The sequence below is a fragment of the Pseudonocardia abyssalis genome, from assembly GCF_019263705.2.
GTDB classification, from domain to species: domain Bacteria; phylum Actinomycetota; class Actinomycetes; order Mycobacteriales; family Pseudonocardiaceae; genus Pseudonocardia; species Pseudonocardia abyssalis.
Genome location: NZ_JADQDK010000001.1, coordinates 2,635,703 through 2,657,086 on the forward strand (window position 1 = coordinate 2,635,703; position 21,384 = coordinate 2,657,086).

At 71.3% G+C, this 21,384-nt stretch carries 22 protein-coding genes; 12 read left to right on the forward strand and 10 right to left on the reverse strand.

The window, feature by feature from the left end:
- Positions 1–10: 10 nt before the first annotated feature.
- The 4 genes from I4I81_RS12640 to I4I81_RS12655 form a co-directional block, all read right to left on the reverse strand.
- Positions 11–1,507 carry a SulP family inorganic anion transporter gene (locus tag I4I81_RS12640; protein WP_218602769.1) on the reverse strand — a complete coding sequence of 499 codons (1,497 nt, stop codon included), beginning with the start codon at positions 1,505–1,507 and terminating at the stop codon, positions 11–13.
- Positions 1,508–1,908: 401 nt separating this feature from the next.
- Positions 1,909–2,247, reverse strand: coding sequence for a DUF3040 domain-containing protein (locus tag I4I81_RS12645; RefSeq protein WP_218602768.1), 339 nt, complete (start codon positions 2,245–2,247; stop codon positions 1,909–1,911).
- Positions 2,248–2,347: 100 nt separating this feature from the next.
- Positions 2,348–3,664, reverse strand: coding sequence for a Na+/H+ antiporter NhaA (nhaA, locus tag I4I81_RS12650; protein WP_218602767.1), 1,317 nt, complete (start codon positions 3,662–3,664; stop codon positions 2,348–2,350).
- Between the two features lie 113 nt (positions 3,665–3,777).
- Positions 3,778–4,236 carry a GbsR/MarR family transcriptional regulator gene (locus I4I81_RS12655; RefSeq protein ID WP_218602766.1) on the reverse strand — a complete coding sequence of 153 codons (459 nt, stop codon included), beginning with the start codon at positions 4,234–4,236 and terminating at the stop codon, positions 3,778–3,780.
- Positions 4,237–4,368: 132 nt separating this feature from the next.
- On the opposite strand from I4I81_RS12655, the gene I4I81_RS12660 reads away from it, so the two are divergent.
- From I4I81_RS12660 to I4I81_RS12670, 3 genes are read left to right on the forward strand one after another with little or no spacing between them, the layout of a single operon-like run.
- Positions 4,369–5,244: an ABC transporter ATP-binding protein gene (locus I4I81_RS12660; protein WP_218602765.1), complete on the forward strand. Its 876-nt coding sequence runs from the start codon at positions 4,369–4,371 to the stop codon at positions 5,242–5,244.
- On the forward strand, positions 5,241–5,948 hold the full coding sequence (locus I4I81_RS12665) for a fluoroquinolone export ABC transporter permease subunit (protein ID WP_218602764.1): 708 nt from the start codon (positions 5,241–5,243) through the stop codon (positions 5,946–5,948). The genes I4I81_RS12660 and I4I81_RS12665 overlap by 4 nt, the downstream gene beginning before the upstream one ends.
- Positions 5,948–6,679, forward strand: coding sequence for an Rv2686c family ABC transporter permease subunit (locus I4I81_RS12670; RefSeq protein ID WP_218602763.1), 732 nt, complete (start codon positions 5,948–5,950; stop codon positions 6,677–6,679). The genes I4I81_RS12665 and I4I81_RS12670 overlap by 1 nt, the downstream gene beginning before the upstream one ends.
- Positions 6,680–6,832: 153 nt before the next feature.
- Here I4I81_RS12670 and I4I81_RS12675 read toward each other — a convergent pair whose 3' ends face one another.
- The 5 genes from I4I81_RS12675 to I4I81_RS12695 all read right to left on the reverse strand — a co-directional run bounded on the left by I4I81_RS12675 (position 6,833) and on the right by I4I81_RS12695 (position 10,426).
- Positions 6,833–7,282 carry a hypothetical protein gene (locus I4I81_RS12675; RefSeq protein ID WP_218602762.1) on the reverse strand — a complete coding sequence of 150 codons (450 nt, stop codon included), beginning with the start codon at positions 7,280–7,282 and terminating at the stop codon, positions 6,833–6,835.
- A gap of 345 nt (positions 7,283–7,627) precedes the next feature.
- Positions 7,628–8,953 (reverse strand): sensor histidine kinase, encoded by a 1,326-nt coding sequence (locus tag I4I81_RS12680; RefSeq protein ID WP_226363908.1) that lies wholly within the window; start codon positions 8,951–8,953, stop codon positions 7,628–7,630.
- 35 nt (positions 8,954–8,988) lie between these two features.
- Complete coding sequence (locus tag I4I81_RS12685) at positions 8,989–9,681, reverse strand: response regulator (RefSeq protein ID WP_218616050.1); 693 nt, start codon at positions 9,679–9,681, stop codon at positions 8,989–8,991.
- 47 nt (positions 9,682–9,728) lie between these two features.
- The gene (locus I4I81_RS12690) at positions 9,729–9,947 is read right to left on the reverse strand and encodes a hypothetical protein (protein WP_218604122.1); all 219 of its coding nucleotides are present in this window, start codon (positions 9,945–9,947) and stop codon (positions 9,729–9,731) included.
- 125 nt (positions 9,948–10,072) lie between these two features.
- Positions 10,073–10,426 (reverse strand): hypothetical protein, encoded by a 354-nt coding sequence (locus I4I81_RS12695; protein WP_218604121.1) that lies wholly within the window; start codon positions 10,424–10,426, stop codon positions 10,073–10,075.
- 708 nt (positions 10,427–11,134) lie between these two features.
- On the opposite strand from I4I81_RS12695, the gene I4I81_RS12700 reads away from it, so the two are divergent.
- From I4I81_RS12700 to I4I81_RS12735, 8 genes are read left to right on the forward strand one after another with little or no spacing between them, the layout of a single operon-like run.
- The gene (locus I4I81_RS12700; RefSeq protein ID WP_218604120.1) at positions 11,135–11,431 is read left to right on the forward strand and encodes a hypothetical protein; all 297 of its coding nucleotides are present in this window, start codon (positions 11,135–11,137) and stop codon (positions 11,429–11,431) included.
- A gap of 13 nt (positions 11,432–11,444) precedes the next feature.
- Entirely contained in the window at positions 11,445–12,098 is a 654-nt protein-coding gene (locus I4I81_RS12705) for a DUF8175 domain-containg protein (RefSeq protein WP_218604119.1), read from the forward strand.
- A complete protein-coding gene (locus I4I81_RS12710) occupies positions 12,095–13,249 on the forward strand; it encodes a TrbL/VirB6 family protein (protein WP_218604118.1) in 1,155 nt (384 codons plus the stop codon). The genes I4I81_RS12705 and I4I81_RS12710 overlap by 4 nt, the downstream gene beginning before the upstream one ends.
- Positions 13,246–14,736 carry an SCO6880 family protein gene (locus I4I81_RS12715; protein ID WP_218604117.1) on the forward strand — a complete coding sequence of 497 codons (1,491 nt, stop codon included), beginning with the start codon at positions 13,246–13,248 and terminating at the stop codon, positions 14,734–14,736. Before I4I81_RS12710 ends, I4I81_RS12715 begins: the two co-directional genes overlap by 4 nt.
- A gap of 29 nt (positions 14,737–14,765) precedes the next feature.
- A complete protein-coding gene (locus I4I81_RS12720; RefSeq protein ID WP_218604116.1) occupies positions 14,766–16,241 on the forward strand; it encodes a putative type IV secretion/conjugal transfer ATPase in 1,476 nt (491 codons plus the stop codon).
- Entirely contained in the window at positions 16,238–18,091 is a 1,854-nt protein-coding gene (locus I4I81_RS12725) for a type IV secretory system conjugative DNA transfer family protein (RefSeq protein WP_218604115.1), read from the forward strand. Before I4I81_RS12720 ends, I4I81_RS12725 begins: the two co-directional genes overlap by 4 nt.
- Positions 18,088–18,606, forward strand: coding sequence for a DUF4913 domain-containing protein (locus I4I81_RS12730; RefSeq protein WP_218604114.1), 519 nt, complete (start codon positions 18,088–18,090; stop codon positions 18,604–18,606). The genes I4I81_RS12725 and I4I81_RS12730 overlap by 4 nt, the downstream gene beginning before the upstream one ends.
- Before the next feature lie 4 nt (positions 18,607–18,610).
- Entirely contained in the window at positions 18,611–19,750 is a 1,140-nt protein-coding gene (locus tag I4I81_RS12735; RefSeq protein ID WP_218616051.1) for a VldE C-terminal domain-containing protein, read from the forward strand.
- Positions 19,751–19,757: 7 nt separating this feature from the next.
- On the opposite strand, the gene I4I81_RS12740 is transcribed toward I4I81_RS12735, so the two are convergent.
- Entirely contained in the window at positions 19,758–20,312 is a 555-nt protein-coding gene (locus I4I81_RS12740) for a hypothetical protein (RefSeq protein WP_218603213.1), read from the reverse strand.
- Positions 20,313–20,588: 276 nt separating this feature from the next.
- Here I4I81_RS12740 and I4I81_RS12745 point away from each other — a divergent pair, with 276 nt between their 5' ends.
- Positions 20,589–21,185, forward strand: coding sequence for a hypothetical protein (locus I4I81_RS12745; RefSeq protein ID WP_218603214.1), 597 nt, complete (start codon positions 20,589–20,591; stop codon positions 21,183–21,185).
- Positions 21,186–21,384: the final 199 nt, after the last annotated feature.

The window sequence follows — 21,384 nt, forward strand, 5'->3', positions numbered from 1 at the left end:
CGCGGGAGCGTCAATGGGCGTCCGTGAGCCGGCCGGCCAGCCGATCATGTCGATCGCGGCTGTTGCTGTTCATCCCGACGATCGTCACGGTGATGCCGCGCGCTTCGTACTTGGTGGTGACGGCGTCGAGGGCCGCCACAGTCGAGGCGTCCCAGACGTGGGCTTCGGACAGGTCGATGACCACGTTCTCGGGGTCCGTGGCGTACCTGAACTGGTACACCAGGTCGTTGCTGGATGCGAAGAACAGTTGGCCCGTGACCCGATAGACCCTCGTGCCGGCGTCCGGGTCGAGCACGCTCGTGACCTCCACGAGATGCGCCACCCGCCGGGCGAACAGCACCATGGCGGTCAGCACCCCGACCCCGACCCCGTAGGCCAGGTTGTGGGTGCCGACCGTGACCACGACGGTGGACAACATCACTGTCGTCTCGCTGCGCGGCATCATCCGCAGCGTCGCGGGCTTGACGCTGTGCCAGTCGAAGGTCCCCACGGCAACCATGATCATGACGCCGACCAACGCAGCCATCGGGATCAGCGCCACCACCTGCCCCACGGCCACGACGAGCACCAGCAGGAACACACCGGCCAGGAACGTCGACACCCGTGTGCGCGCGCCACCGACCTTCACGTTGATCATCGTCTGGCCGATCATCGCGCAGCCGCCCATACCGCCGAAGAACCCCGTGACCACGTTCGCAACTCCCTGCCCCCACGACTCACGGGTCTTGTCCGAATGGGTGTCGGTGATGTCGTCGACGAGTTTCGCGGTCATCAACGACTCGATCAGTCCCACCAGCGCGATGGCGAGCGCGAACGGAGCCACGAGCTGCAGCGTCTCCAGCGTTAACGGAACGGCGGGGAACCCCAGGACCGGCAGGCTGTCGGGGAGCTCACCCTGGTCGCCGACCGTCGGGACGACCACTCCGGCAGCCACTGTGAACGCGGTGAGGGCCACGATCGCGGCCAGCGGCCCGGGGACGGCCCGGGTCAATCGCGGCAACCCGACCAGTAGCGCCAACCCCACGGCGAGCAGGACGTAGACCGTCGACGGCACGTTCACCAGATAGGGCAGCTGCGAGGTAAAGATCAGGATCGCCAGCGCATTGACGAAACCGACCATGACACTGCGCGGGAGGAAACGCATGAGGCGCGCGACACCCGCCACGGCGAGAGCGATCTGGAGCAGCCCGCCGAGGATCACCGCGGCAACCAGGTACTCGACGCCATGTTCCCTGGCCAGCGGTGCGACGACCAGCGCGATCGCCCCGGTGGCCGCGGAGATCATCGCGGGCCGCCCTCCGACGAACGCGATGGTCACCGCCATCGTGAACGACGCGAACAGCCCGACCTGCGGGTCGACGCCCGCGATGATCGAGAAGGCGATCGCCTCCGGGATCAGCGCCAGCGCCACCACGAGACCCGACAGGGCCTCGACCCGCAGCACCGATGGCTTCAACCACGAGGGACGAGCGGGGAGCAGTCGTACGGGCAGGGCGGGGGGCGCCATCGTCACTTCCATATGCCGGGAGGTGGGCCACGCCGTCGGGGCCGGACCCGCAGAACCCTACTGTGACGTGAGAGTAGAGTCGCAGGGTGTCGGAGCGAGGTCGATCGCCGCAGGTCATAGCCTCTCAGCCCGGTGAACCCACTTTCAGACAGTGCTAACTACGTCCGGGCCGGGGGACACCGATCCCGCCGCCGGAGGCGCGCTACCACAACCGCCGTGACCGAGGATCCGGGTGTCCGTCCCGTCGCGGAAGCCGGGGCGTCGGACGGCCCTCACCCGATCGGCCCCCGATGCCCACGTCACCGCTGCTCCGGTCAGCGATCTCGACCCCGCGGAACGCGACCCTGAACCCACCGAGCGAATGGGACTGCCCAGCCGCATTCGACAGGAGCAGAAGCCTTTCAGTCAGCGGCTGGATGTCGTAGGCAGTACACGATCCAGGGCACGACGAGGAGCACGGTCAGCAACGGCAGAACCGGCCACCACACTGCCGACGGAAGCTGGGTGGCGCCCGACAGGACCACCATGATCGCGACGAGCAGCCACAGCTGGGGTGGCGACATCGGTGGGGGGACGCCGAGCACTGGGGCCCTGCGGGTAGCCAGGTCACGGGCCAGTTCCGGATCGGCCTCGGTGAGGTCGGTCTCGATGCGGGCGAGCAGGGCGCGTTCTCGCGATGAGAGGACCCGTGGGGGATTCGGATCGGCCGGCTCGGGTGGCGGTGGTGCGGGGATGGTCATCGGAAACCCTTCGGACGCCGGTCGTCAACTGCCGACCAGACTTCCCGGCGCACCAGCGGATAACATACTCCGAAATGTCGGATTCCGCAGGAGATCGTGACTACTCAGTTCCGGTACCGCGGTCGGACTGGTACACGTCGGGGACGCCGTCCGCGTCGCTGTCGATCGCCTCCTGCGCGCATATCCGGCGGTAGCGCCGGTCGCGGATGCGGAGCACCACCGTGGCCAGCAGGGCGGAGATCAGCGACCCGACGAGTACGGCGATCCGGACGTGGTCGTCGCGTTCGCTCCCGGCCCCGAAGGCGAGGTCCCCGACCAGGAGCGACACGGTGAACCCGATCCCGGCGAGCATGGACAGGCCGAGCACGTCCCACCAGGACAGGCCGTCGGCGAGCTGGGCCCGGGTGAACCGCTGGACGAGCCACGTCGCGCCGAGCACGCCGATCACCTTGCCCAGGACCAGGCCGGCGATGATCCCCTGTGCGACGGTGTCGGACAGGCTCGCGGCGAACCCGCCGGCGTCGACGACCGACACCCCCGCGGCGAAGAACGCGAACACCGGCACGGCGAAGCCGGCCGAGATCGGCCGGACGCGGTGCTCGAAATGCTCGGCGAGCCCGGGCCCCGGCCCGGGCGTGCGGCGCAGGACCGGCACCGCGAACCCGAGGAGCACCCCGGCGACGGTGGCGTGCACCCCTGACTCGTGCACCAGAACCCAGGTGATCGCCGCGAGGGGCAGCAGCAGCCACCACGACCGCACCCGCCGCTGCACCAGCAGCGTGAACAGGCCCAACGGCAGCAACGCCAGCAGGAGCGGGAGGAGGTTCAGCGAGGACGTGTAGAAGACGGCGATGATGGTGATCGCCAGCAGGTCGTCGACGACGGCGAGGGTCAGCAGGAACGTCCGCAGCGCCGCGGGCAGGCTCGTGCCGATGACGGCGAGCACGGCGAGCGCGAACGCGATGTCGGTGGCGGTGGGGATCGCCCAGCCGGAGAGCGCGTCAGCCCCCGCCCCGAGGTTGACGACCACGTAGAACAGGGCCGGCACGGCCATGCCGCCCACCGCCGCAGCCACCGGGAGCGCAGCCCGGCGCGGATCGCGCAGGTCCCCGGCGACGAACTCCCGCTTGAGCTCCAGACCGGCGACGAAGAAGAAGATCGCCAGCAGGCCGTCGGCCGCCCACTGGGCCAGGGTCAGGTCCAGGTGCAGCGCCGCCGGACCGATCCGGAACTCCGAGATCGCCGAGTAGACGTCACCCCACGGGGAGTTCGCCCAGAGCAGGGCGAGCGCGGCGGCGGCGACGAGCAGCACCCCGCCGACGGTCTCCGTACGCAGGATGTCACCGATGCGGTAGGCCTCCGGCCACGTCCCTCGACCGAAGAGGCGGGGTCGAACCGGATTGGGCGGTGTGCTCATGGGGATCCCCGAGGGTCGACGACACGACTGCCGACCAGACTTCCCGGCGCACCGGAGTCCACCCTATCGGTCCGTGGTGCCCCGACCGGCCGATTGTGGCGGGTCACTCGGCTTCACCTCCGGTCTCCGCGCGAGGCGTGCCACCGATCCATCAGCGCCGGGAGCTCGACCTCCAGGTATCGGTAGAAGTCGGCCATCTCGGTGAGGCGGCCGTGCGCCGGACTGCCCGGGTCGACGTGGGTCAGCCCTTCCACCGCGATCTCCTGCATGAGCCCCAGTGTGGCGTTCTTGCCGGTCATCAGCGTGGACCAGGCATCGTCACGCATCCGGAAATGGGCGCGCCTGCTGCCCGGGACGATCGCGGGTTCGACCAGTGCGACCGCGCGGAGCATGCCGATCGCCGCGGAGATCGATCCCGCGCTCGCGTCGAGCTGTGCCTGGAGATCGCCTGCAGTGAGCGAGTCGGCGTCACTGAACAGGAACGCCGCCATCACCCGGGCGACCATCCGCTGCATCCCGGCCTCGTTCAGGGCGAGAGCGAGCTTCTCCGACACCGCGTCGAGGTCCGCCACCCAAACCTCCTTAGGCACTTCAGTAATTACTGAAACAATGCTAGCGTTCGCGGCGTCGGCTCGCACGCGGGCCGTGGAGAGCCGGGAAGCCTGGTCGGCACGCCGTTCCCACCGTGCCAACCGGAGGCTGCCATGTCCCCCGTCATCGAGGTCGACGACCTCGTCTTCCGCTACCCGAGGTCGGCCGAGCCCGCCGTGCGGGGCATCGGCTTCACCGTCGACAAGGGCGAGGTGTTCGGCTTCCTCGGCCCCAGCGGCGCCGGGAAGTCCACCACCCAGAAGATCCTCACCGGCCTGCTCACCGGCCACGACGGCCGCGCCTCAGTGTGGGGCCGGGATCCCGCCGACTGGGGCTCGGACTACTACGAGCGGATCGGCGTGTCCTTCGAGCTGCCGAACCTCTACCACAAGCTCACCGCACTGGAGAACCTCCGGTTCTTCGCCTCCCTCTACGCCGGGCCCACCGAGGACCCGATGACCCTGCTGGAGTCGGTCGACCTGGCCGGGGACGCCGACACCCGGGTCGGCCGGTTCTCCAAGGGCATGCAGATGCGCCTGGTGTTCGCCCGCGCCCTGCTGCACCGCCCGGAACTGCTGTTCCTCGACGAGCCGACCTCCGGGATGGACCCCGTCAACGCGCGGCGGGTCAAGGACATCATCCGGTCCGCCCGGGGCGAGGGCCGCACGGTCTTCCTGACCACGCACGACATGGCGACCGCCGAGGAGCTCTGCGACCGCGTCGCATTCGTCGTCGACGGCCGCATCGCGGCCCTGGACACCCCGGCCGAGCACAAGGTCAGCCGCAGCAGCCGGACCGTGCGCGTCACCTACCGCGACCCGCTCGACCCCCGCGCGGCGCTGCAGCACAAGGACTTCCCCCTCGACGGGCTCGCCGACGACGACGCCTTCCGCGCCCTGACCCGGGAGCAGCACGTCGCGTCGCTGCACAGCCAGGAGGCCAGCCTCGAGGACGTGTTCGTCGACGTCACCGGCCGGAGCATCGCGTGAACGTGCTGGGCGCCGCGGTGCGCATGGACTTCCGCCTGCAGCGCCGCTACGGGATCTGGTGGGCGACCGCGTTCGTCGTCGCGTTGTGGGTCGGAGTGCTGCAGCTCGTCCCCGACACCCTGCTCCCCGCGGCCATGCCCTACCTGCTGATGTCCGACATCGAGTTCCTGCTCTTCTTCATCGCCGGGGCACTGTTCTTCGAGAAGGGCGAGCGCACACTGTTCGCCCTGGTCGTCACGCCGCTGCGGTTCGAGCGGTACCTGGCTTCCAAGCTGCTGACGATGTCCACGCTCGGTCTGCTCACCTGCGTGGTCGTGGTGCTGGCCGACCACGGACCGGCCCTGGGCTGGCCGGCGTTCCTGGCCGGCGTCCTGCTCATGACGGCACTGATGGTGCTCGCGGGCTTCTGCACCGCCCCGCTGTTCCCGTCGATCAGCGAGTGGCTCCTCCCGGCCACGCTGCTGCTGGCGCTGGCGAGCGTGCCGATCATCGACTACGCCGGGCTGTACCCGCACCCGCTGTTCTCCCTCGTTCCCACCCACGGGCCGCTGCTGCTGCTCGGCACGGCGTTCGGCCAGGTCTCGCCGACCACCGGGGAGCTGGCCTTCTCCGTTGCCTACCCCGCCGTCTGGATCGCAGCGCTGTGCCTGCTGGCCCGGCGGGTGTTCCACCGCTTCGTCGTCACGTCCGAGGGAGGCCGCTGATGAGCGCGATCGCCGCATTCGCACGCAACGACCTGCGGACCGTCGGCCGCGACACCCTCCTCGGAGTCGTCCTGATCGGCCCGTTCCTCTACGCCGCCGCGATGTGGTTCCTGCCCACGGTCACCGACCACGCCCGGGCGCAGTGGGCGTTCGACCTCGCGCCCTACCACTCCGCGATCCTCAGCGCGTTCTGCGTGCTCGGCCCACCCCTGCTGATGGGCGCGATGCTGGCCCTGCAACTGCTCGACGACAAGGACCAACACACGCTGACGGCACTGCGGGTCACGCCCGTGCCACCGGCTACCTACCCGACCTACCGTGCCGCGGTGGTGGCCGCGCTGACGACGATCTCCGTCATCGCGTCCCTTGCCCTCACCGGGCAGGTCGACGCGCCGACGCTGGCCCTGAGCGTCCCCGTCGCCGTCGTCGCCGGGCTGCTCGCGCCCGTGCTCGGGTTCGTCATGGCCTCGCTCGGCCGGACCAAGATCGAGGGCCTGGCGGTGATGCGCGTGGTCGGGCTCGCCGTGTTCACCCTGCCCGTCGTCCCGTTCTTCTTCCTCGACCGGCCCTGGCAGCTCGCCTTCGGCGTGCTCCCGCCCTACTGGCCGGTCCGCGCGTTCTGGTCGGCGTACGACGGCGGCACCTACTGGCCCTACGTGGTCGGCGGTCTGCTCTACAACGGCGCGCTGGCCGCCCTGCTGGTCAAGGTGGTGACCCGGCGGCTGCGGTGAACATGTGAGCGCGATCGCGGAGCTGAGATCGGTCGAGGACTTCGCCGCCACCCTGCTCGCCCTCGCCGGGACGTGGAGCCACCCGCGGCGCGACATCGGATGACGCCGACAGAGCTGCCAGGACCGACGCCGGGCGCACCGGGTCTCGGTCGGTCAGCCGATCGAGCCGGGCCGGTCTGAGTCCGCGGACATCGGGGCGGCCGCGACCCGGCGAAGCCGGACGGCCGCGGGGTCCGTCACGCCGGGCAGCGTTGCGTCGATGACGGACGCGGGCAGGGCCTTGCTGCTCGCCGGGGTGATGACATGCGCGTAGTACCGGAAGAGCAGGTCCTCCTCCTCGGTGCCGAGGTGGCCGGAGGGGGCGACCGGCGCCCCTTCCACGGCCCGCCGCATCACCGCCATCACCAGCCGGTGACCGGGATGCAGCCAGGACCGAGCGAGCGGTGCGAGTCGTCCCGACGGGAAGGAGTCGACGAGGATGGAAACCCATGCCGGCCGGTCGGCCTCATCGACGTAGACCGCGGTGATCGGCCCGATCGTCTGGCCGCCGCCGGAGTAGGCAGTCGCCCGGAGCAACCGGGAGAGCCGTTCACCGGTGTCCACCCGAAACACCCTAGGGAGGGAACTCCGCCCCCGACCCCGCACGACCGAATCGTCAGCTCGTCGTCAGGTTTGACGCAGAGCCCGGTGCGGTGCATCAGCAGGGATCCGGCTCCGGTGGCGACGAGGACGGCGGCAACGTGGACGGCGGCGCGGACGGCGGCGCCGGACGGGTGGAGCTCGGCAGGCACCCTGCGACCCGGTCGTCCGGCCGCTCGACGACGGTCGGAGTCGGCTGCAGCGGGAGACTGCTGATCGGTTCCAACGGTCGGGGCGTGGCGTCGACGCCGACCCCACATCCGGATCCGATCACGACGAGAACCGCGACCGGCACGAGTCGGGGTCGGATCATCTGGGGGCCTCCGGAATCTCGACGACGAAGCGGGCGCCCCCGCCGGGTCGCTCCTCGACCCAGACCGCGCCACCGTGGTACCGGACGTGCTGGGCGACCAGGGCCAGCCCCAGGCCGCTGCCCCCGTCACCACCACGACGGCCCGCCTCCGCACCGCGCGCGAACCGCTCGAACACCACCTCGCGGTACTGCTCGGCCACCCCCGGCCCGGCATCGTCCACCTCGACGCGAGCCCGGTCGCCGTGACGCAGCACCGCCACCCGCACCGGACCACCCCCATACCGTTCCGCGTTGTCGAGCAGGTTGGCCACCACCCGGTCCAGCCGCCGCCGATCCCCCTGCACCATCGGGACAGGGTCGGCACGCTCGACGACAGGGCGGGCGGCCGGGCGGACCCCGACGACGTGGTCGACGAGATCGACGAGATCGACGGACTCGCTGGGACCGTCGTCCCGCTCGCTGGAGATCTCCAGCAGGTCCACGACCATGCGCTGGAACCGTCCGGTCTCGCCGAGCAACAGGTCGAGCGCCCGGCCCGCGACACCGGGGATCTCGGCGCGGCGCCGCACGAGCACCTCCGCCGCATTGGCCATCGTGGTCAGCGGAGAGCGCAGCTCGTGGCTGACGTCACCGGCGAAGCGGGCGTCGCGGCGTACTCGGTTCTCCAACGCCTCGGCCGTCCGGTTGAACGTGGCGGCGAGGGGGGCCAGGTCGGGATCGCCCTGCTCCGGCAGGCGCGCGCGCAGGTCACCGCCGGCGACCCGCGACGCCGCCACGGTCAGCTCGGTCAGCGGTCGCAACGCCCGCCGGCTCGCCCAGGCCCCGAGCGCAACCCCCAGCAGCGCGCTCAAGGCGACACCTGCGGCCAGCACCGTGCTGAGGAACCGGAAGGTGCGATCGAGCTGCGAGAGCGGGAACAGCTCGACGTACGCCGTACCCGCCGACGCGACGGGATGGGTGACCGCGAGCACCGGAACCCGGTCCACCATCAGCCGCTGCCGGGCCGGTGTCCCCTGCCGGGCGAGCGCGCGCAGAGCGGCCGGCAGTTGCTCGGGAACCACCTGGCGACCGCTGGTGATCCACCCCTCCGGACGCCGCAGCAGCACCGTCGACTCCGAGTCGGTGCTCAGCCCGGTCAGCAGGTCGTCGAGACCCTCGGATCCGGACCGGAGCGACGCGTCCACCAGCCGGACGTTGAGCTCGGCCTGCAGGGTCGCGCTGGTCTCGCGCTGGCGCAGCATGTAGTCCGACGCGAGGTTCCAGGTGACAGTCGCGAACACCCCGGTGAACAGCAGAGCCCCGAGCCCGAACGCAAGGGCCACCCGCCACCGCAACGACAGACGCACCGGCAGCCGCGTCACCCGCCCGGCCCCGACTTGTACCCCCGGCCACGGACGGTCAGCACGCACGTCGGGGCATCGGGGTCCTGCTCGATCTTGCGACGCAGCCGCCGGATGTGGACGTCGAGCAGCCGGGTGTCGCCGAAGTAGTCATAGCCCCACACCCGCCGCAACAGTTCCTCTCGGGTCACCACCCGGCCACCCGCCTCGGCCAGCTCCAGCAGCAGACCGAACTCGGTGCGCGTCAGGTGCACCTCCTCACCACACCGCCGGGCGAGTTCCTCCTCTGGGGAGATCTCGACGTCGCCGACCCGCAGCGTGCGGGGCCCCTCCGGCCCGGGCTGCCGCCGACGCAGCAGCGAGCGGATGCGGGCGGCCAGCTCACTGGCCACCAGCGGCTTGGTGACGTAGTCGTCGGCTCCGGCCTCCAGGCCGGCGATCACATCGGCGGTATCGGTCCGCGCCGACACGATGATGATCGGCAGGTCGCCACTGGCCCGCAGCAGACGGCAGACCTCGAGCCCGTCGACGCCGGGCAGCATGAGGTCGAGGAGCACGACATCGACGTCGACGTCCGTAGCGCCGATCAGCCGGAGCGCCTCCTCCCCCGAGGCCGCCTCCACGACCTCGCAGCCCTCGTCGGCGAGAGCCAGCCCGAGCGCCTGGCGGATGCGCTCGTCGTCCTCGACCAGCAGCAGCCGCGCGTCCATTGTGCCCATCCTCCCCGGCGGGCCGACGATCCGCTCGGGCCCGACGCTCACGCCTGCCCGCCGACGCAGCGCTGCCGCAGCCGCTGCGCGGCCAACCGGTGCATCAGCTCCTCGAGCGCACCCGCCGGCACCTGACCGCTCAGCTCCCGCTCGGCCACCCCGACCTCGTGCCGGACGACCGCCCGCGGGAGCACCCCGGCGAACTCCCGGCTGAGCAGACCGGCAACACGGTCGGCCCCGCCGTGCCTCTCGAGATGGACAGGCATCCATCGCTCCCTTCGTCTGCCCCCGATAGTGGCGCACAACGCGTCCGCCGAGGCCGTCGCAGACCGATCGAGGGCGCTTCCGCAAGCAGATCGTCAGCTCCGCGGCTCCCGACTGCCCGTTGCTCTCACGATCCGGCTTCGACCGGCCGCACGGTGGGCACCCGGTCGACGAGCCGGGCGACCGAGGCGGCCAGCCGGAGCGAACCGATCCCGATCGGGTGGAACGGATCGGGGTCGGCCAGACCCTGCAGGTCACGGCCCAGCCCGTCGGTTCCCGTGCCGCACAGCGAGGTGATCCGCGGTCGCGCGACCGTGAACCCGTACTGCTGCGCACCGGCCTCCAGGACCGCGTTCAGCCGCGCGCTACGTTGGGCCAGCAGCGCGATCTTCTGCGGGTCGAGCCCGGGCACGCAGCCGGGCCCTCGCGCGTCGGGGCACTCCGCGTCCGCCCCGGGCGCCAAGGCGTCGTAGGACGTCATGACGATGACCTGGGGTGCACCTACCGTCCTGAGCCGGCATTCACGAGGTGGTCCCCGGTGCCTCGAGTCGTGCCCTGCAGTTCCCCGAGCCGGCGGACGTCGTGGGGAACGATTCGGACGCGACGTACTCGGATTCTGCTGATCGTCAGCTCACCCAGATACAGGGAATCCGATGCCCGATCATGCTTCGCCTCATACGCGCAGGCCCCGCTGCCCCGCTGTGGCCGGGGTCGGCGGTGGTGTGGGGACTACGACGGTCGCCGTCGCGTTGGGTGGTACGGATCGCGGGGTCTTCACCGGCCGTGCCGTTGACGTCCTCGTATGCCGGAGCACCGCCGAGTCCGTGATCCGGGCAGGGCGGGCCGCGCAGTTGGTCGGCGGTGTCGGGCCTCGGCCGGTCCTCGCGGTCACCTTCGTCGATGGGGCGCGACCGACACGCGCGCTTCTCGCGCGGCTACGCCTGCTGGAACCGCACGCGGCCGCAGTGGTGCTGCTCCCGTACGTCGGGCTCTGGCGCGCGTCCGCGGCACCGCTCGACAGCGTCCGTCACATCTTCGGCCGATCGCTCGACGAGATGCCCCGTCCTGCGCGCAGCTACGCCCGCGCCATCAGTGAACTGACCGCGGCACTCGGCGGACGTCGCCTGCCGGCGACAACACGTCGCACAACGCCCCACCATGCCTCCTCCAGCCGAAGGGACCCATCCCCATGAAGATCAACCTCTTGGGCGCGACCGCCGTTCGCCTTGCTCTCGCGCCGCCGAACCCCGACGCCACGGTGCCGCCCGGGCTCGGCGACTTCGCCGACCAGATCCTCGGCTGGTTGAAGTGGGGGGTTCTGTTCTCCGGGGTGCTCGGCATCCTGGTCTGCGCGGTGATGATCATCATTGGGCGTCGGAACCGCTCCGCGACCGCCTACGAAGGACTCGTCGGATCGGCGTGGATCCTGGGCGGGCTTGCGTTGGCCTCCGTGGCCGCCGTCATCGTCGGCGCGTTCCAGGTATAGGCCGGACGCGACGATGAGCCTTGCGCTTGCTATCGCCGACCGCCGATCTCGCCGTCGACGTCATGCATCCGCCGCGGCCGGCCTTACGACATCGCTGCTGGTGCTCGGCCTTGCTCTGTCGTTGCCGACCGACCAGGCCGAGGTCGTCGCGCCGCCGGATGTGGTGAGCCTGGCCCGGGTTCCGGGCGGGGTTGCCGCCGTCTCCCAACGCCACGGCCCGATGCTCACGGCGGACGGTCGCGCCGCAGGCTTTACCCATGACGAGCTCGGCGCTGCGGTGGCGGCCAGCAACCTCGCGCCGCGGGTCAGTTCGGCCGCCGGACCTGCGGTCTACGAGGCGACGCTCATGGGGCAGAGCTGGGGTGACCCGGCCGCCATGGTGGCGCGTCTGCGCGTCGAGTTGCCGACATCGGATTCGGCGGCGACGGGACAAGCGACGACCGCGCGGTCGTTGTACTACCGGATCATCGCCGGTGATCCGCGTAGCGACTACGTGGTGGTGTCACTGCTCGCCGGCACCGAACAGGCCCGCAGCGCCGGCGGTCTGGCCCGCGTCGACCTGACACTGCGGTGGGACGACGGCGACTGGCGACTGCGGGTTCCCATCCCGCGGCCGTCCCTGCACCCGGATACCGCCGGCTACGTCCTGCTCGGAGAGCTGCCGTGATCACGGTCCTGGCCCAGGCGCAGGAGGAATGCGGGACGTTCGACCTCGGCTGCAAGGCGGGCCAGGCCGTCGGAGGTGTTCTGCAGGGGTTCGTCGCCACCGTCGCCCAGGGCGCCGCGGACCTGGTCGTCTCCACGTCGACGTGGTGGGCGACCACCGACAGCGTCGATCCCCGCGACTCCGCGGTCATCGCAGCCCAAGGCGCGACGAGCTGGGTGGTCGGCGCCGTCCTGGTCGGCTCGGTCCTGGTCCAGGCCATCCGGCTGATCCTGTCCCGCAAAGCCGAGCCGCTGATCATGGTTGCCACCGGGCTGTTCCGCTTCGCCGTGGTGTCCGCCCTCGGGCTCACCACGCTGCACCTGGCGTTGCAAGCTGGCGACGCGCTGGCCGTGCAGCTGCTGGCCGATGCAGCGAACAACTTCGCGTTGTTCATGGTCGACGCCCTGACCGCACCCGGTGACAACGTGTTCGTCACGTTGATCGTGGCGGTCCTCGCCGCGATCCTGTCGCTGGTCCAGTGGCTGTTGATGGCGATGCGCCAGGCCGGGCTGCTCGTGCTCGCCGCGATGCTCCCGCTGGCCGCGTCCGGGTCGCTGACGAAGTCGACGCGGGGCTGGCTCGACAAGCTCATCGTCTGGCTGCTCGCGATGGTCCTGTACAAGCCAGCCGCGGCGTTCATCTACTACATCGGGTTCTCCTACCTGTCCTCGCCGAACTCCAACGCGCCGGGCGACGTCTCCACCCAGATCGCCGGGATCATGGTGCTGCTCCTCGCCGTCATCGCGATGCCGATCATGCTGAAGTTCTTCTCCTGGTCCGGGACGCAGATCGCCGGCTCGGGCGGAGGCGGCTCGGGGTTCATCGGCGCAGCGGGCGCGATCGCCCTTGCCCAGGGATCCGGGCGCTCACCCGCCGTGCAGCGGGCCGTGGACCTGGACGCGTCCGGTCCCGGCTCGGCCGGGCCCGGCACCGGGGGCGGCGCGCCACCGCCGGCGGGCGCCGCCCCGGGGGCCGCGTCCGGCGGAGGCGGTGCCCCGGCCGGCGCGGCGGCCGGCTCCGTGGCCGGCGCCGCAGTCCTCGCGGCCCAGGTCACCAAGACGGTCGGAACGGGCATGACCTCCGGCGCGCCGGACGCGGACGGGCCGACATGACCTCCCACTCGGACGGGCGCACGGAGGGTCCGCGGCTCTACGGCAACTGGCGCCCCGAACGCGGCTGGGGCATCGGGTCGCTGTCGACCTCAGCGACGGTTGCGGTGTTCCTCGCCGTCCTCGCGCCGGTTCTGGCGATCTCGACGGTGCCGCGTGCCGCGCTGCCACTGGCCGGGATCGGCGCCGTCGTCGTCGGCGCGGTCGTGGTCCGCGTCGGCGGCGTCACAGCAGCAGAGGCCCTGACGCGACGGTTCCGCTTCAGCCGGGCCCGCGCCGGCGGGTGGACCGAGCTGTCGGCGGGGGTTCTCACCGATCACCCACGCGCATACGACCTGCCTGGTGTCCTCGCCCCGCTGGTCCCCCTCGATGTCGACGACGGGCGCGGCGGGCGGCACGCGCTGCTGTGGGACCGGAACTCGGGAACGCTGACCGCGGTCCTGCGCTGCTCCCCCATCGGTCTCGACCTCGCCGATGCGGCGCAGACCGACCTGTGGGTCGCGTCCTGGGGCGTGTTCCTCGCCGACCTCGGCTACCAGCCGCTCGTCCAGCACGTCGCGGTCACCGTGGACACGGCGCCCAGCGGTGGTACCACGATGCGCGACCACGTCGCGGCCGCGCTCGACCCGCGGGCACCCGCGTTGTCGCGCACGGTGCTCGACGAGCTCGTCGCGATCACACCGGCGACGGCGGCCGAGGTCGACGCACGGCTAACCGTCGTATTCGACCCGAACCGCGCCAACCCCCGACCCACGGACCTGTTCGCGGCCGTGGTCGACGTCGGCCGGTGGCTGCCCGGTATCGAGACCGGGCTCGGCGCCTGCGGGGTCGCCGTGCTGGGCCGGGCGACGACGAGTTGGCTGACCGGGCGCATCCGGGTCGCGTTCGATCCGGCTGCTCGATCCGAGATCACCCGCCTCGACGACCGCGCCGCGCTGCTTGCCTGGTCCGAGGCCGGGCCGGTCGTCGCGCTGGAGAGCTGGGACACCTACCGCCACGACTCGGGGATCTCGGTGTCCTGGGCGCTGCGCGAGGCGCCCCGCCAAGCCGTCGCCCCCCGCGTCCTCGCCTCGCTCCTGACCCCGGGCCCGTACCCGCGGCGCGTGACCTGGCTCTACGAGCCCTACCCCGCCGACCACGCCGCCGCCAAGGTCGAGGCCGAGGTCACCTCCGGACAGATCCGGCGAGCCTGGGCCGCCCGGACCCACCGCGACGAGACCCAGCGCGAACGCGACGACCGCGACCGCGCCCTCCAGTCGGCCCGCGAAGAGGCCGAGGGAGCCGGGGTCGGCCGGTTCACCGTGTACCTCACCACGACGGTCACCGACCCCGACGACCTCCCCGCAGCGGTCGCCGATCTCGAGCAGCGCGCCGGGCAGTCCAAGCTCCGGCTCCGCCGCCTGCGCGGCGCGCAGGCGGCCGGCTTCGCCGCCGCCCTCGGCGTCGGCATCAACCCCGCCGAAACAGCTCGCAACCGCACACGGCGCTGAACCCCATGCCCGAGGCTGAGGAGACTCCCATGCAGGACACCCACGTTGACCCCGCACTGAGCTTCCGCGACCGGCCTGTCCCCCGCCGCTGGGGATGGCCGGTACGGGGCGGCGGCCGCGCGGCGCATGTCGAGGCGGGCGTCCGCTACGCCGCCACCACCAGCCAGCTCTGCGGGCTGTTCCCGTTCGCCGTGTCCTCCGGGGCGTCGGTGCACGGCGTGCCGATCGGGCGCCACATGCACACCGCGGAGCCGGTCGGGCTCGATCCCGCCGAGTGGCTACGCACCGGGCTGGTGTCCAACACCGGCGTCTGGGTCCAGGGCCAGCCGGGGATCGGCAAGAGCTCCATCACCAAGCGCATGATCACCGGGCTGGTCGGCTACGGCATGACCGCCGTCATCCCGGGCGACATCAAGGGCGAGTACACCCCACTGATCACCGCGCTGGGCGGCTCGGTCTGGCGCATCGGGCGAGGCCTGCACGCGCTCAACCCCCTCGACGCCGGCCCACTGTCCGCCGCCCGCGACCGATCGAGCGGAGCCGTACGCGAACGGCTCCACGAAACGATCAGGGCACGCCGGCTGTCGCTGCTCGAGGCGCTGATCACCATCGTCCGCCGCGGAGACGTCGACGTCACCGAACGTCGACTGCTCGGCGCCGCCCTCGACACCGCAGTCGACGGCCGGGGCCGGTCGGAGCCCGTCATCCCCGACGTTCTCGACGTCCTGGCCACCGGCGTCGGCCCGCTGCAACGGATCGCGGCCAGCAGCGACGACGCCGACTACCGGCGCGCGACCCGGGAGCTCACGAACACACTCGGCCTGCTCTGCGAAGGCGCGATCCGGGGGATCTTCGACCGCCCGTCCAGCGTCGTCGCCGACCCACACACGGTCGCACTGTCGCTCGACATCTCCGCCCTCGATGACGACGACGACGATGTCGTCGCAGCGGCGATGCTCTGTTCCTGGGCCTGGTCGGCGAGCCTCATCGACGCCACCCACGCGCTCGGACTGCGCCGCAACGTCGTCCAGGTCCAGGACGAGCTGTGGCGCGCCCTGCGAGTCGCGCCCGGTCTGGTCGAGCGCTCCGACCGGATCACCCGGCTCAACCGGCACCGCGGCGTCGTGTCGTTCCAGGTCACCCACTCCCTCGACGACCTGGAAGCCCTGCCCACCGAGGCCGACCGCGCCAAAGCCCGCGGCATGGCTTCCCGTAACGGGATCCTGCTGCTGGGCGGCATGGCCGACAAGGAACTCGACGGGCTGCGCCGCATCACCTCGCTGACCGACGGGGAGGCCTCCCTCATCACGTCCTGGGCGGCCCCGCCGACCTGGCATTCGGGACGCCTGCACCCCGGCCGGGGCAAGTATCTGATCAAGTCCGGTGAGCGCATGGGACTGCCGGTCGCGCTCACTCTCACCCCCACCGAACAGTCGCTCTACGACACCGACGGCGCCTTCCGGCGCCCCGCCACCTCCGCTCCTCCGGCCCGGCACCGGTCATGAGCAACCCAATCTCGTCGATCCTGCGCGATGCCGCGGCGCCGCTACTTCTCCTGGGCGCCATCGCGACCGCTGGGATCGCTGCCGTGGACGTCTGGGTGGCCGCGGTGGTCGCCGCGGGTCCGGGGCCGGTGCCCGCCCTGTCGTTCGACCTGCCCCTGCGGGTCGCCCGTGACGGCATCGACGTCGTCCTCTCACCCGCTGCGTCGACGACCGCGTTCGTCACGGCCCTGGCCGCTCTCGTCGGTGTCGAGCTCGCTGCCGTCGCCGGAGTTGTCGTTATGTCCACCCGCGGCGGGCGCCTCGGCGACCCGCGCCGTTCGCTCCTGCGCCGCCGCGACCTCGGCGATCTCAGCGGCCGCGGGTCGGCTCGGCGCGCACGGCACCTCCGCCCGTCGCTCGACCAGCGTGCCGACGTACCCGCGACCGAGCGGGGCATCCGCATGGTGCGCATTGCCGGACGCGACGTGTGGATGTCCTGGGAGGACGTCGCGCTGGTCATCATGGGTCCGCGGGCCAACAAGACCAGCGCCGTCGCGGTGCCCGCGGTGCTCTCGGCCCCCGGGCTGGTCGTCGCGACGTCTAACAAGGCCGACCTCTGGGCACTGACCTCCGGCCTGCGAGGCGAGGTCGGCGCCGTGTGGACCTTCGACCCGCAGCAGATCGCACACGCCGAGCAGCGATGGTGGTGGGACCCGCTTCGATCCGTCCGGGAGGCACCGGACGCACACCGCTACGAGGCGGCCAGCCGGCTGGCCGAGCACTTCATGGGCACCATCGGCGGCACCCGGCGCGACCCCTTCTTCCACGCCGCAGGCGAGCAGGTCCTCGTCGGGACGCTGCTGGCCGCTGCGCTGTCCGGCGGGACCCTGCGCGACGTCCTGCTCTGGTTGCAGTACGGACGCCGCGACGCCATCACCGCGCTGGACAACGCCGGCGCCGGCCTGGAAGCCGCCGACCTGGAAGCGAGCCTGGCCGGTGCCGACGTCACCACGAAGGGCATTTTCCAGACCGCCCGCACGGCGACCAAAGCCCTCACCTCCGAACGGATCCTGCGTTGGATCACCCCACCGGAGACCTGGCGGACACCACCCAGAGACCCACAGCGCTTCCTCGAACTCGACCCGTGGCAGCTGCTGGCCGAGGCCGCTATTGGGCCGGTGACAACGCATCTGCTGTCGAAGGAGGGTGCCGGCACCGCCGCACCGGTCGTCGCCGCGCTCGTCGACCGCATCCTGGAGGTCGCCGAACTGTCCGCGCAGGCCAGCGGCGGAAGGCTCGACCCACCCGTCGTCGCCGTGCTCGACGAGGCGGCGAACATCTGCCCGATCAAGACCCTCCCCCAGCTCTACAGCCACTTCGGCTCCCGGGGGATCCAGGTGATCACGATGCTGCAGAGCTACCAGCAGGGCGTCGGGGTCTGGGGCAACCAGGGCATGGACGCGCTCTGGTCTGCAGCCACCATCAAGCTCGTCGGAGCCGGTGTCGATGACCACGAGTTCCTGCGCCGACTCTCCGGGCTCGTCGGTGACCACGATGTCGAGAAGATGTCCACCAGCTACGACCGGTCACGCGGCCCCAGCCGGCAGTACTCGACGACCCGCGAACCCGTCCTGCCGGTGTCGGTCCTGCGCGCCCTGCCCCGCTCCCAGGCCGTGCTGCTCGCGACCGGACGGCGAGCCGGGCTGGGCGAGCTGCAGCCCTGGTACCAGGAAGACGACGCCGTCGACATCCGCACGTACTCAACGGTCGCCCTCGCCGAACTCCGGGCCGCCGCACAGGAGGCGCTGGGGCTGGACAACCCGTTCACGACCAGCGCCGGGACATCGCCCCGGGGAGGCGAGCCGTCGTGACCGACGACCCGACCACGGCGAGCCGACTGCTGATCGAGCTTCAGGCCCGCATCGGCGTCCTCGAGGGCTGGCGCGCCCACCAGAGCGAGCTGCTCGACGGCGTCATCAACGGTCGAGCCGAGCCGACTACCGAGCACGACGACGACGTCTCCCAGGACGACCTGCCCGATGAGGACACGGGAATCGACGCTGACCGGCTGATCGGCTGGGTTCATCGGCACGTCGCCGCGGTCATCGCCCGACCCCTGCGCGGCGAGATCAAGTGGTGCCCGCTGTGGTGGGAGCACCCGGAAGCGGTGTTCCGCTTCGAGGCATTGCGGCGCGCATGGACGCAGCTCGCGCCCGAGGCAGGGGTCGGGATGTCGGTGTGGATCCGCGACCATCTCGACCCGTGCCTGCGTGAGCTGCTCTCGCCGCTCGGCCCGTTCGCTGACTGCTCGCACAACGAGCGCTTCCGAACGCTCACCGAGCACGTTCCGCTGCCCACGCTCCCGACCGCGTCGCCCGACAGGTAGCGACGTGAACCGCGCCGCCGGTGCCGGGGCCGCTGGACTCGCCGCGATCACCGCGCCGGTCGTGCTCATCGTCGCGCTGCTCGGCGGCCTCACCGCCGTCGCCGCCGAGACTGCGACCGGCGGCGTCGACGCGACGAAGATCCCACCCCTGGCCCAAGAGCTACTCCCCCACATCACGGCCATCACCACGGCCACCTGCCCGGAGCTGCCGCCACTGTGGGTCATCGCCGAGATCACAGCCGAGAGCAGCTGGGACCCGACCGCGTACAGCAGCGACCGCAACGGCGGCGCTGCCGGGCTCTACCAACTCAACGAAGCCAAGTGGACCACCGCTGGTGGGAGGCCATGGGAGACCTCACCACCACCCGCCGACGCCGACGTCCTCGACGCCCGACGGCACCTGGAACTCGCGATCCCGTTCGTATGCACGAACCTCAGGGCCGCCGCCACGCACCTGCAGGCCACCGGCAAGCCGACGTCCGCGCTGGACGGGATGCTCGTCTGCCACATCGCCGGCTGCAGCCGGGTGACCGACTCAGCCACCGGCGTCCCCACCGCGGGCGAGGCCGGATGCGACCGCACCTGCGCCGACCTCGTAGCGAACTATCTCGACCGGGTCCACACCCTCGCCGCTCAGTACAGCGCCGAACCGGGCCCGGTGTCCGTAGACGACCTCCCCGTACCGACACCCTTCGACGGCGTCAGCGTCCTGTGCACTGCCGACGACCCCACCGGCGGCCGCTGCCTCACCCCCGCCACCCGACACGCCCACGACGAGATCGTCCGCGTCTTCGGCCAACCCGGCCCCGGTGCCCCGATCCGCTCCGCGGGCTGCTGGGACGAACACGCCTGGAACCCCGACAGCGACCACCCCCGCGGCCAAGCCTGCGACTACTTCCCCGACACCGCCGGTCACTTTCCGGAGGGCCAGGAACTCCAGAACGGCTGGCGTCTGGCCACCTGGCTCCGCACCCACGCCGCCGCCCTCAACGTGACGTACCTGATCTGGCAGGGCCGCTTCTGGTCGCCCGACACCGCCGACACCGACGGCTGGGGCCGCCCGTACACCGGCGGCGGCATTTACGACGCCGACGACGCGACGGGCGGGCACTACGACCACCTCCACGCCTCGTTCGACCTCTAGCCCTTGATCACCAACGAATGATCAGTATCGGTAGAACACGGCCAGCGCGAATCGCACGCACCATCCCGGCGAGCAGGAGTACCCCGCCGATAGCGGCGAGGAGCGGGATGTAGCTCCACGCAGTGCGTCCGCCGTCGTCGAACGGGCGCGGAGTGTCGAGCGCGACGTTCCGCGGACCGAAGTCTGCGGCCAGCTGCTCACGCTCGACGAGGACGGACTGAGGCCGGGTTCGGTGCGGCTCGTCGGCAGTTCGATACACGGTCACCATGACCGAGTCGAACCGGTACGTCGGCGACGACCAGATCGCCCGTCCCATGGCTCGGGCCGCCTCGGCGTATCCCATCAGTTCACCGGTTCGCCGAGGATGCGCAGTGACGCACTCCTGAACGCTGACCGACAGGACGATGCGGCTCCCCACCTGCTGGTAGTCGAGCGCCGGCGCGCCACCACATCCCGTCTCGGCAAGCGTCCGCACCAGATCCCGCTGCGCCGCCGGACCGGCGCAGCCAGACGCGAGAACCAGGAACGCGAGCGCGGCGAGCGCGAGTCGGAGGAGAACCATGCGCTGACGTTCCGATCCTGAGCGCTCCGACGCAACAGCCATCGCCGTCGTTGTTGACCGTCTGCACACATGTGGACAAATCCTCGGCACTGCTTACCGAAGGGCATCGGGGTGACGAGCCGTTCCCTCCTGTGCTCCATTCGGGGGACCTGTCGCGATTCGCCCTCGCCCGCCGACGCCACCTGGTACTCCGTTCCCCGTCAGCTCATGACGCGGGCCGGGCCAGCACAGCAGCGTCGGGGAACGGCAGGGAACGGAAGGGGAACGGTCATGGCGATGATCAGCTACGTGCACGATCGGCCTGCCGCACCGACCCGGCGTCGGCGTCTCGCCCGCGTCCGGCAGCACGCTCTGGCTGCCGTGGCAGGTGCGTCGCTGTTGTCAGCATGCTCGGGAACCGCTCCCGCACCGCCGGAGCCGCAGTTGCCGACCGTCACGTCCACGCACGAGATCGCACCGTCCGCCGCGGGAATTGCCGCATACGGGGAGTTCTGGCGGGTGAGCGAGCTGGCGTTCGCAGCACCGACGGCGCAGGACTGGGAGGCGGAGTTGAGCATGGTGGCCCGTGGGCAGGCGTTGACCGACGTCGTCATCGAGGTACGGAACTACGCGAGCGTTCCGGCGCACGTCGAGGGAGCGATCACCCACGACGCGCGTCCCGATCCTGCGCTCGCCCCGCAGCCCGATCGCGTCGCGGTGCTCGACTGCATCGACATCAGTGGGTCGACGCTGGTCGCCGACGCGGACGGCACAGTGCTCGACGATCAGGCCAGCCAGACCCCGCGCTATCAGTACCGGGCCGAAGTCGTGCGCGACGCCTCCGGCACGTGGCTCGTCGAGACGACCGCGCCCTCACTGGATCAGCCATGTTGAGACGAGCGGGTTGTCTGACTCTGGCCACAGCGCTGCTCCCGCTGGCCACCGCCGGCGCCGCCTACGCCCAACCCCGGCCGTGCGAGGTGGTGGTGAGCAGCGGGCGATGCCTGGTCGAGGCGATCGACCCCGGACGGCCGGGCGGGCCCGCCGAGGCCGACGACACTGGTCCGGACCAGGACGAGAACGGCGGTGACGG

Bases quoted from the DNA above. Each gene is read 5' to 3' on its own strand.
- I4I81_RS12690 (WP_218604122.1), bottom strand. From the start codon at position 9,947: ATGCCTGTCCATCTCGAGAGGCACGGCGGGGCCGACCGTGTTGCCGGT.
- I4I81_RS12695 (WP_218604121.1), bottom strand. From the start codon at position 10,426: ATGACGTCCTACGACGCCTTGGCGCCCGGGGCGGACGCGGAGTGCCCC.
- I4I81_RS12640 (WP_218602769.1), bottom strand. From the start codon at position 1,507: ATGGCGCCCCCCGCCCTGCCCGTACGACTGCTCCCCGCTCGTCCCTCG.
- I4I81_RS12700 (WP_218604120.1), top strand. From the start codon at position 11,135: ATGAAGATCAACCTCTTGGGCGCGACCGCCGTTCGCCTTGCTCTCGCG.
- I4I81_RS12725 (WP_218604115.1), top strand. From the start codon at position 16,238: ATGAGCAACCCAATCTCGTCGATCCTGCGCGATGCCGCGGCGCCGCTA.
- I4I81_RS12715 (WP_218604117.1), top strand. From the start codon at position 13,246: ATGACCTCCCACTCGGACGGGCGCACGGAGGGTCCGCGGCTCTACGGC.
- I4I81_RS12645 (WP_218602768.1), bottom strand. From the start codon at position 2,247: ATGACCATCCCCGCACCACCGCCACCCGAGCCGGCCGATCCGAATCCC.
- I4I81_RS12705 (WP_218604119.1), top strand. From the start codon at position 11,445: ATGAGCCTTGCGCTTGCTATCGCCGACCGCCGATCTCGCCGTCGACGT.
- I4I81_RS12670 (WP_218602763.1), top strand. From the start codon at position 5,948: ATGAGCGCGATCGCCGCATTCGCACGCAACGACCTGCGGACCGTCGGC.
- nhaA (WP_218602767.1), bottom strand. From the start codon at position 3,664: ATGAGCACACCGCCCAATCCGGTTCGACCCCGCCTCTTCGGTCGAGGG.
- I4I81_RS12745 (WP_218603214.1), top strand. From the start codon at position 20,589: ATGATCAGCTACGTGCACGATCGGCCTGCCGCACCGACCCGGCGTCGG.
- I4I81_RS12660 (WP_218602765.1), top strand. From the start codon at position 4,369: ATGTCCCCCGTCATCGAGGTCGACGACCTCGTCTTCCGCTACCCGAGG.
- I4I81_RS12685 (WP_218616050.1), bottom strand. From the start codon at position 9,681: ATGGACGCGCGGCTGCTGCTGGTCGAGGACGACGAGCGCATCCGCCAG.
- I4I81_RS12740 (WP_218603213.1), bottom strand. From the start codon at position 20,312: ATGGTTCTCCTCCGACTCGCGCTCGCCGCGCTCGCGTTCCTGGTTCTC.
- I4I81_RS12720 (WP_218604116.1), top strand. From the start codon at position 14,766: ATGCAGGACACCCACGTTGACCCCGCACTGAGCTTCCGCGACCGGCCT.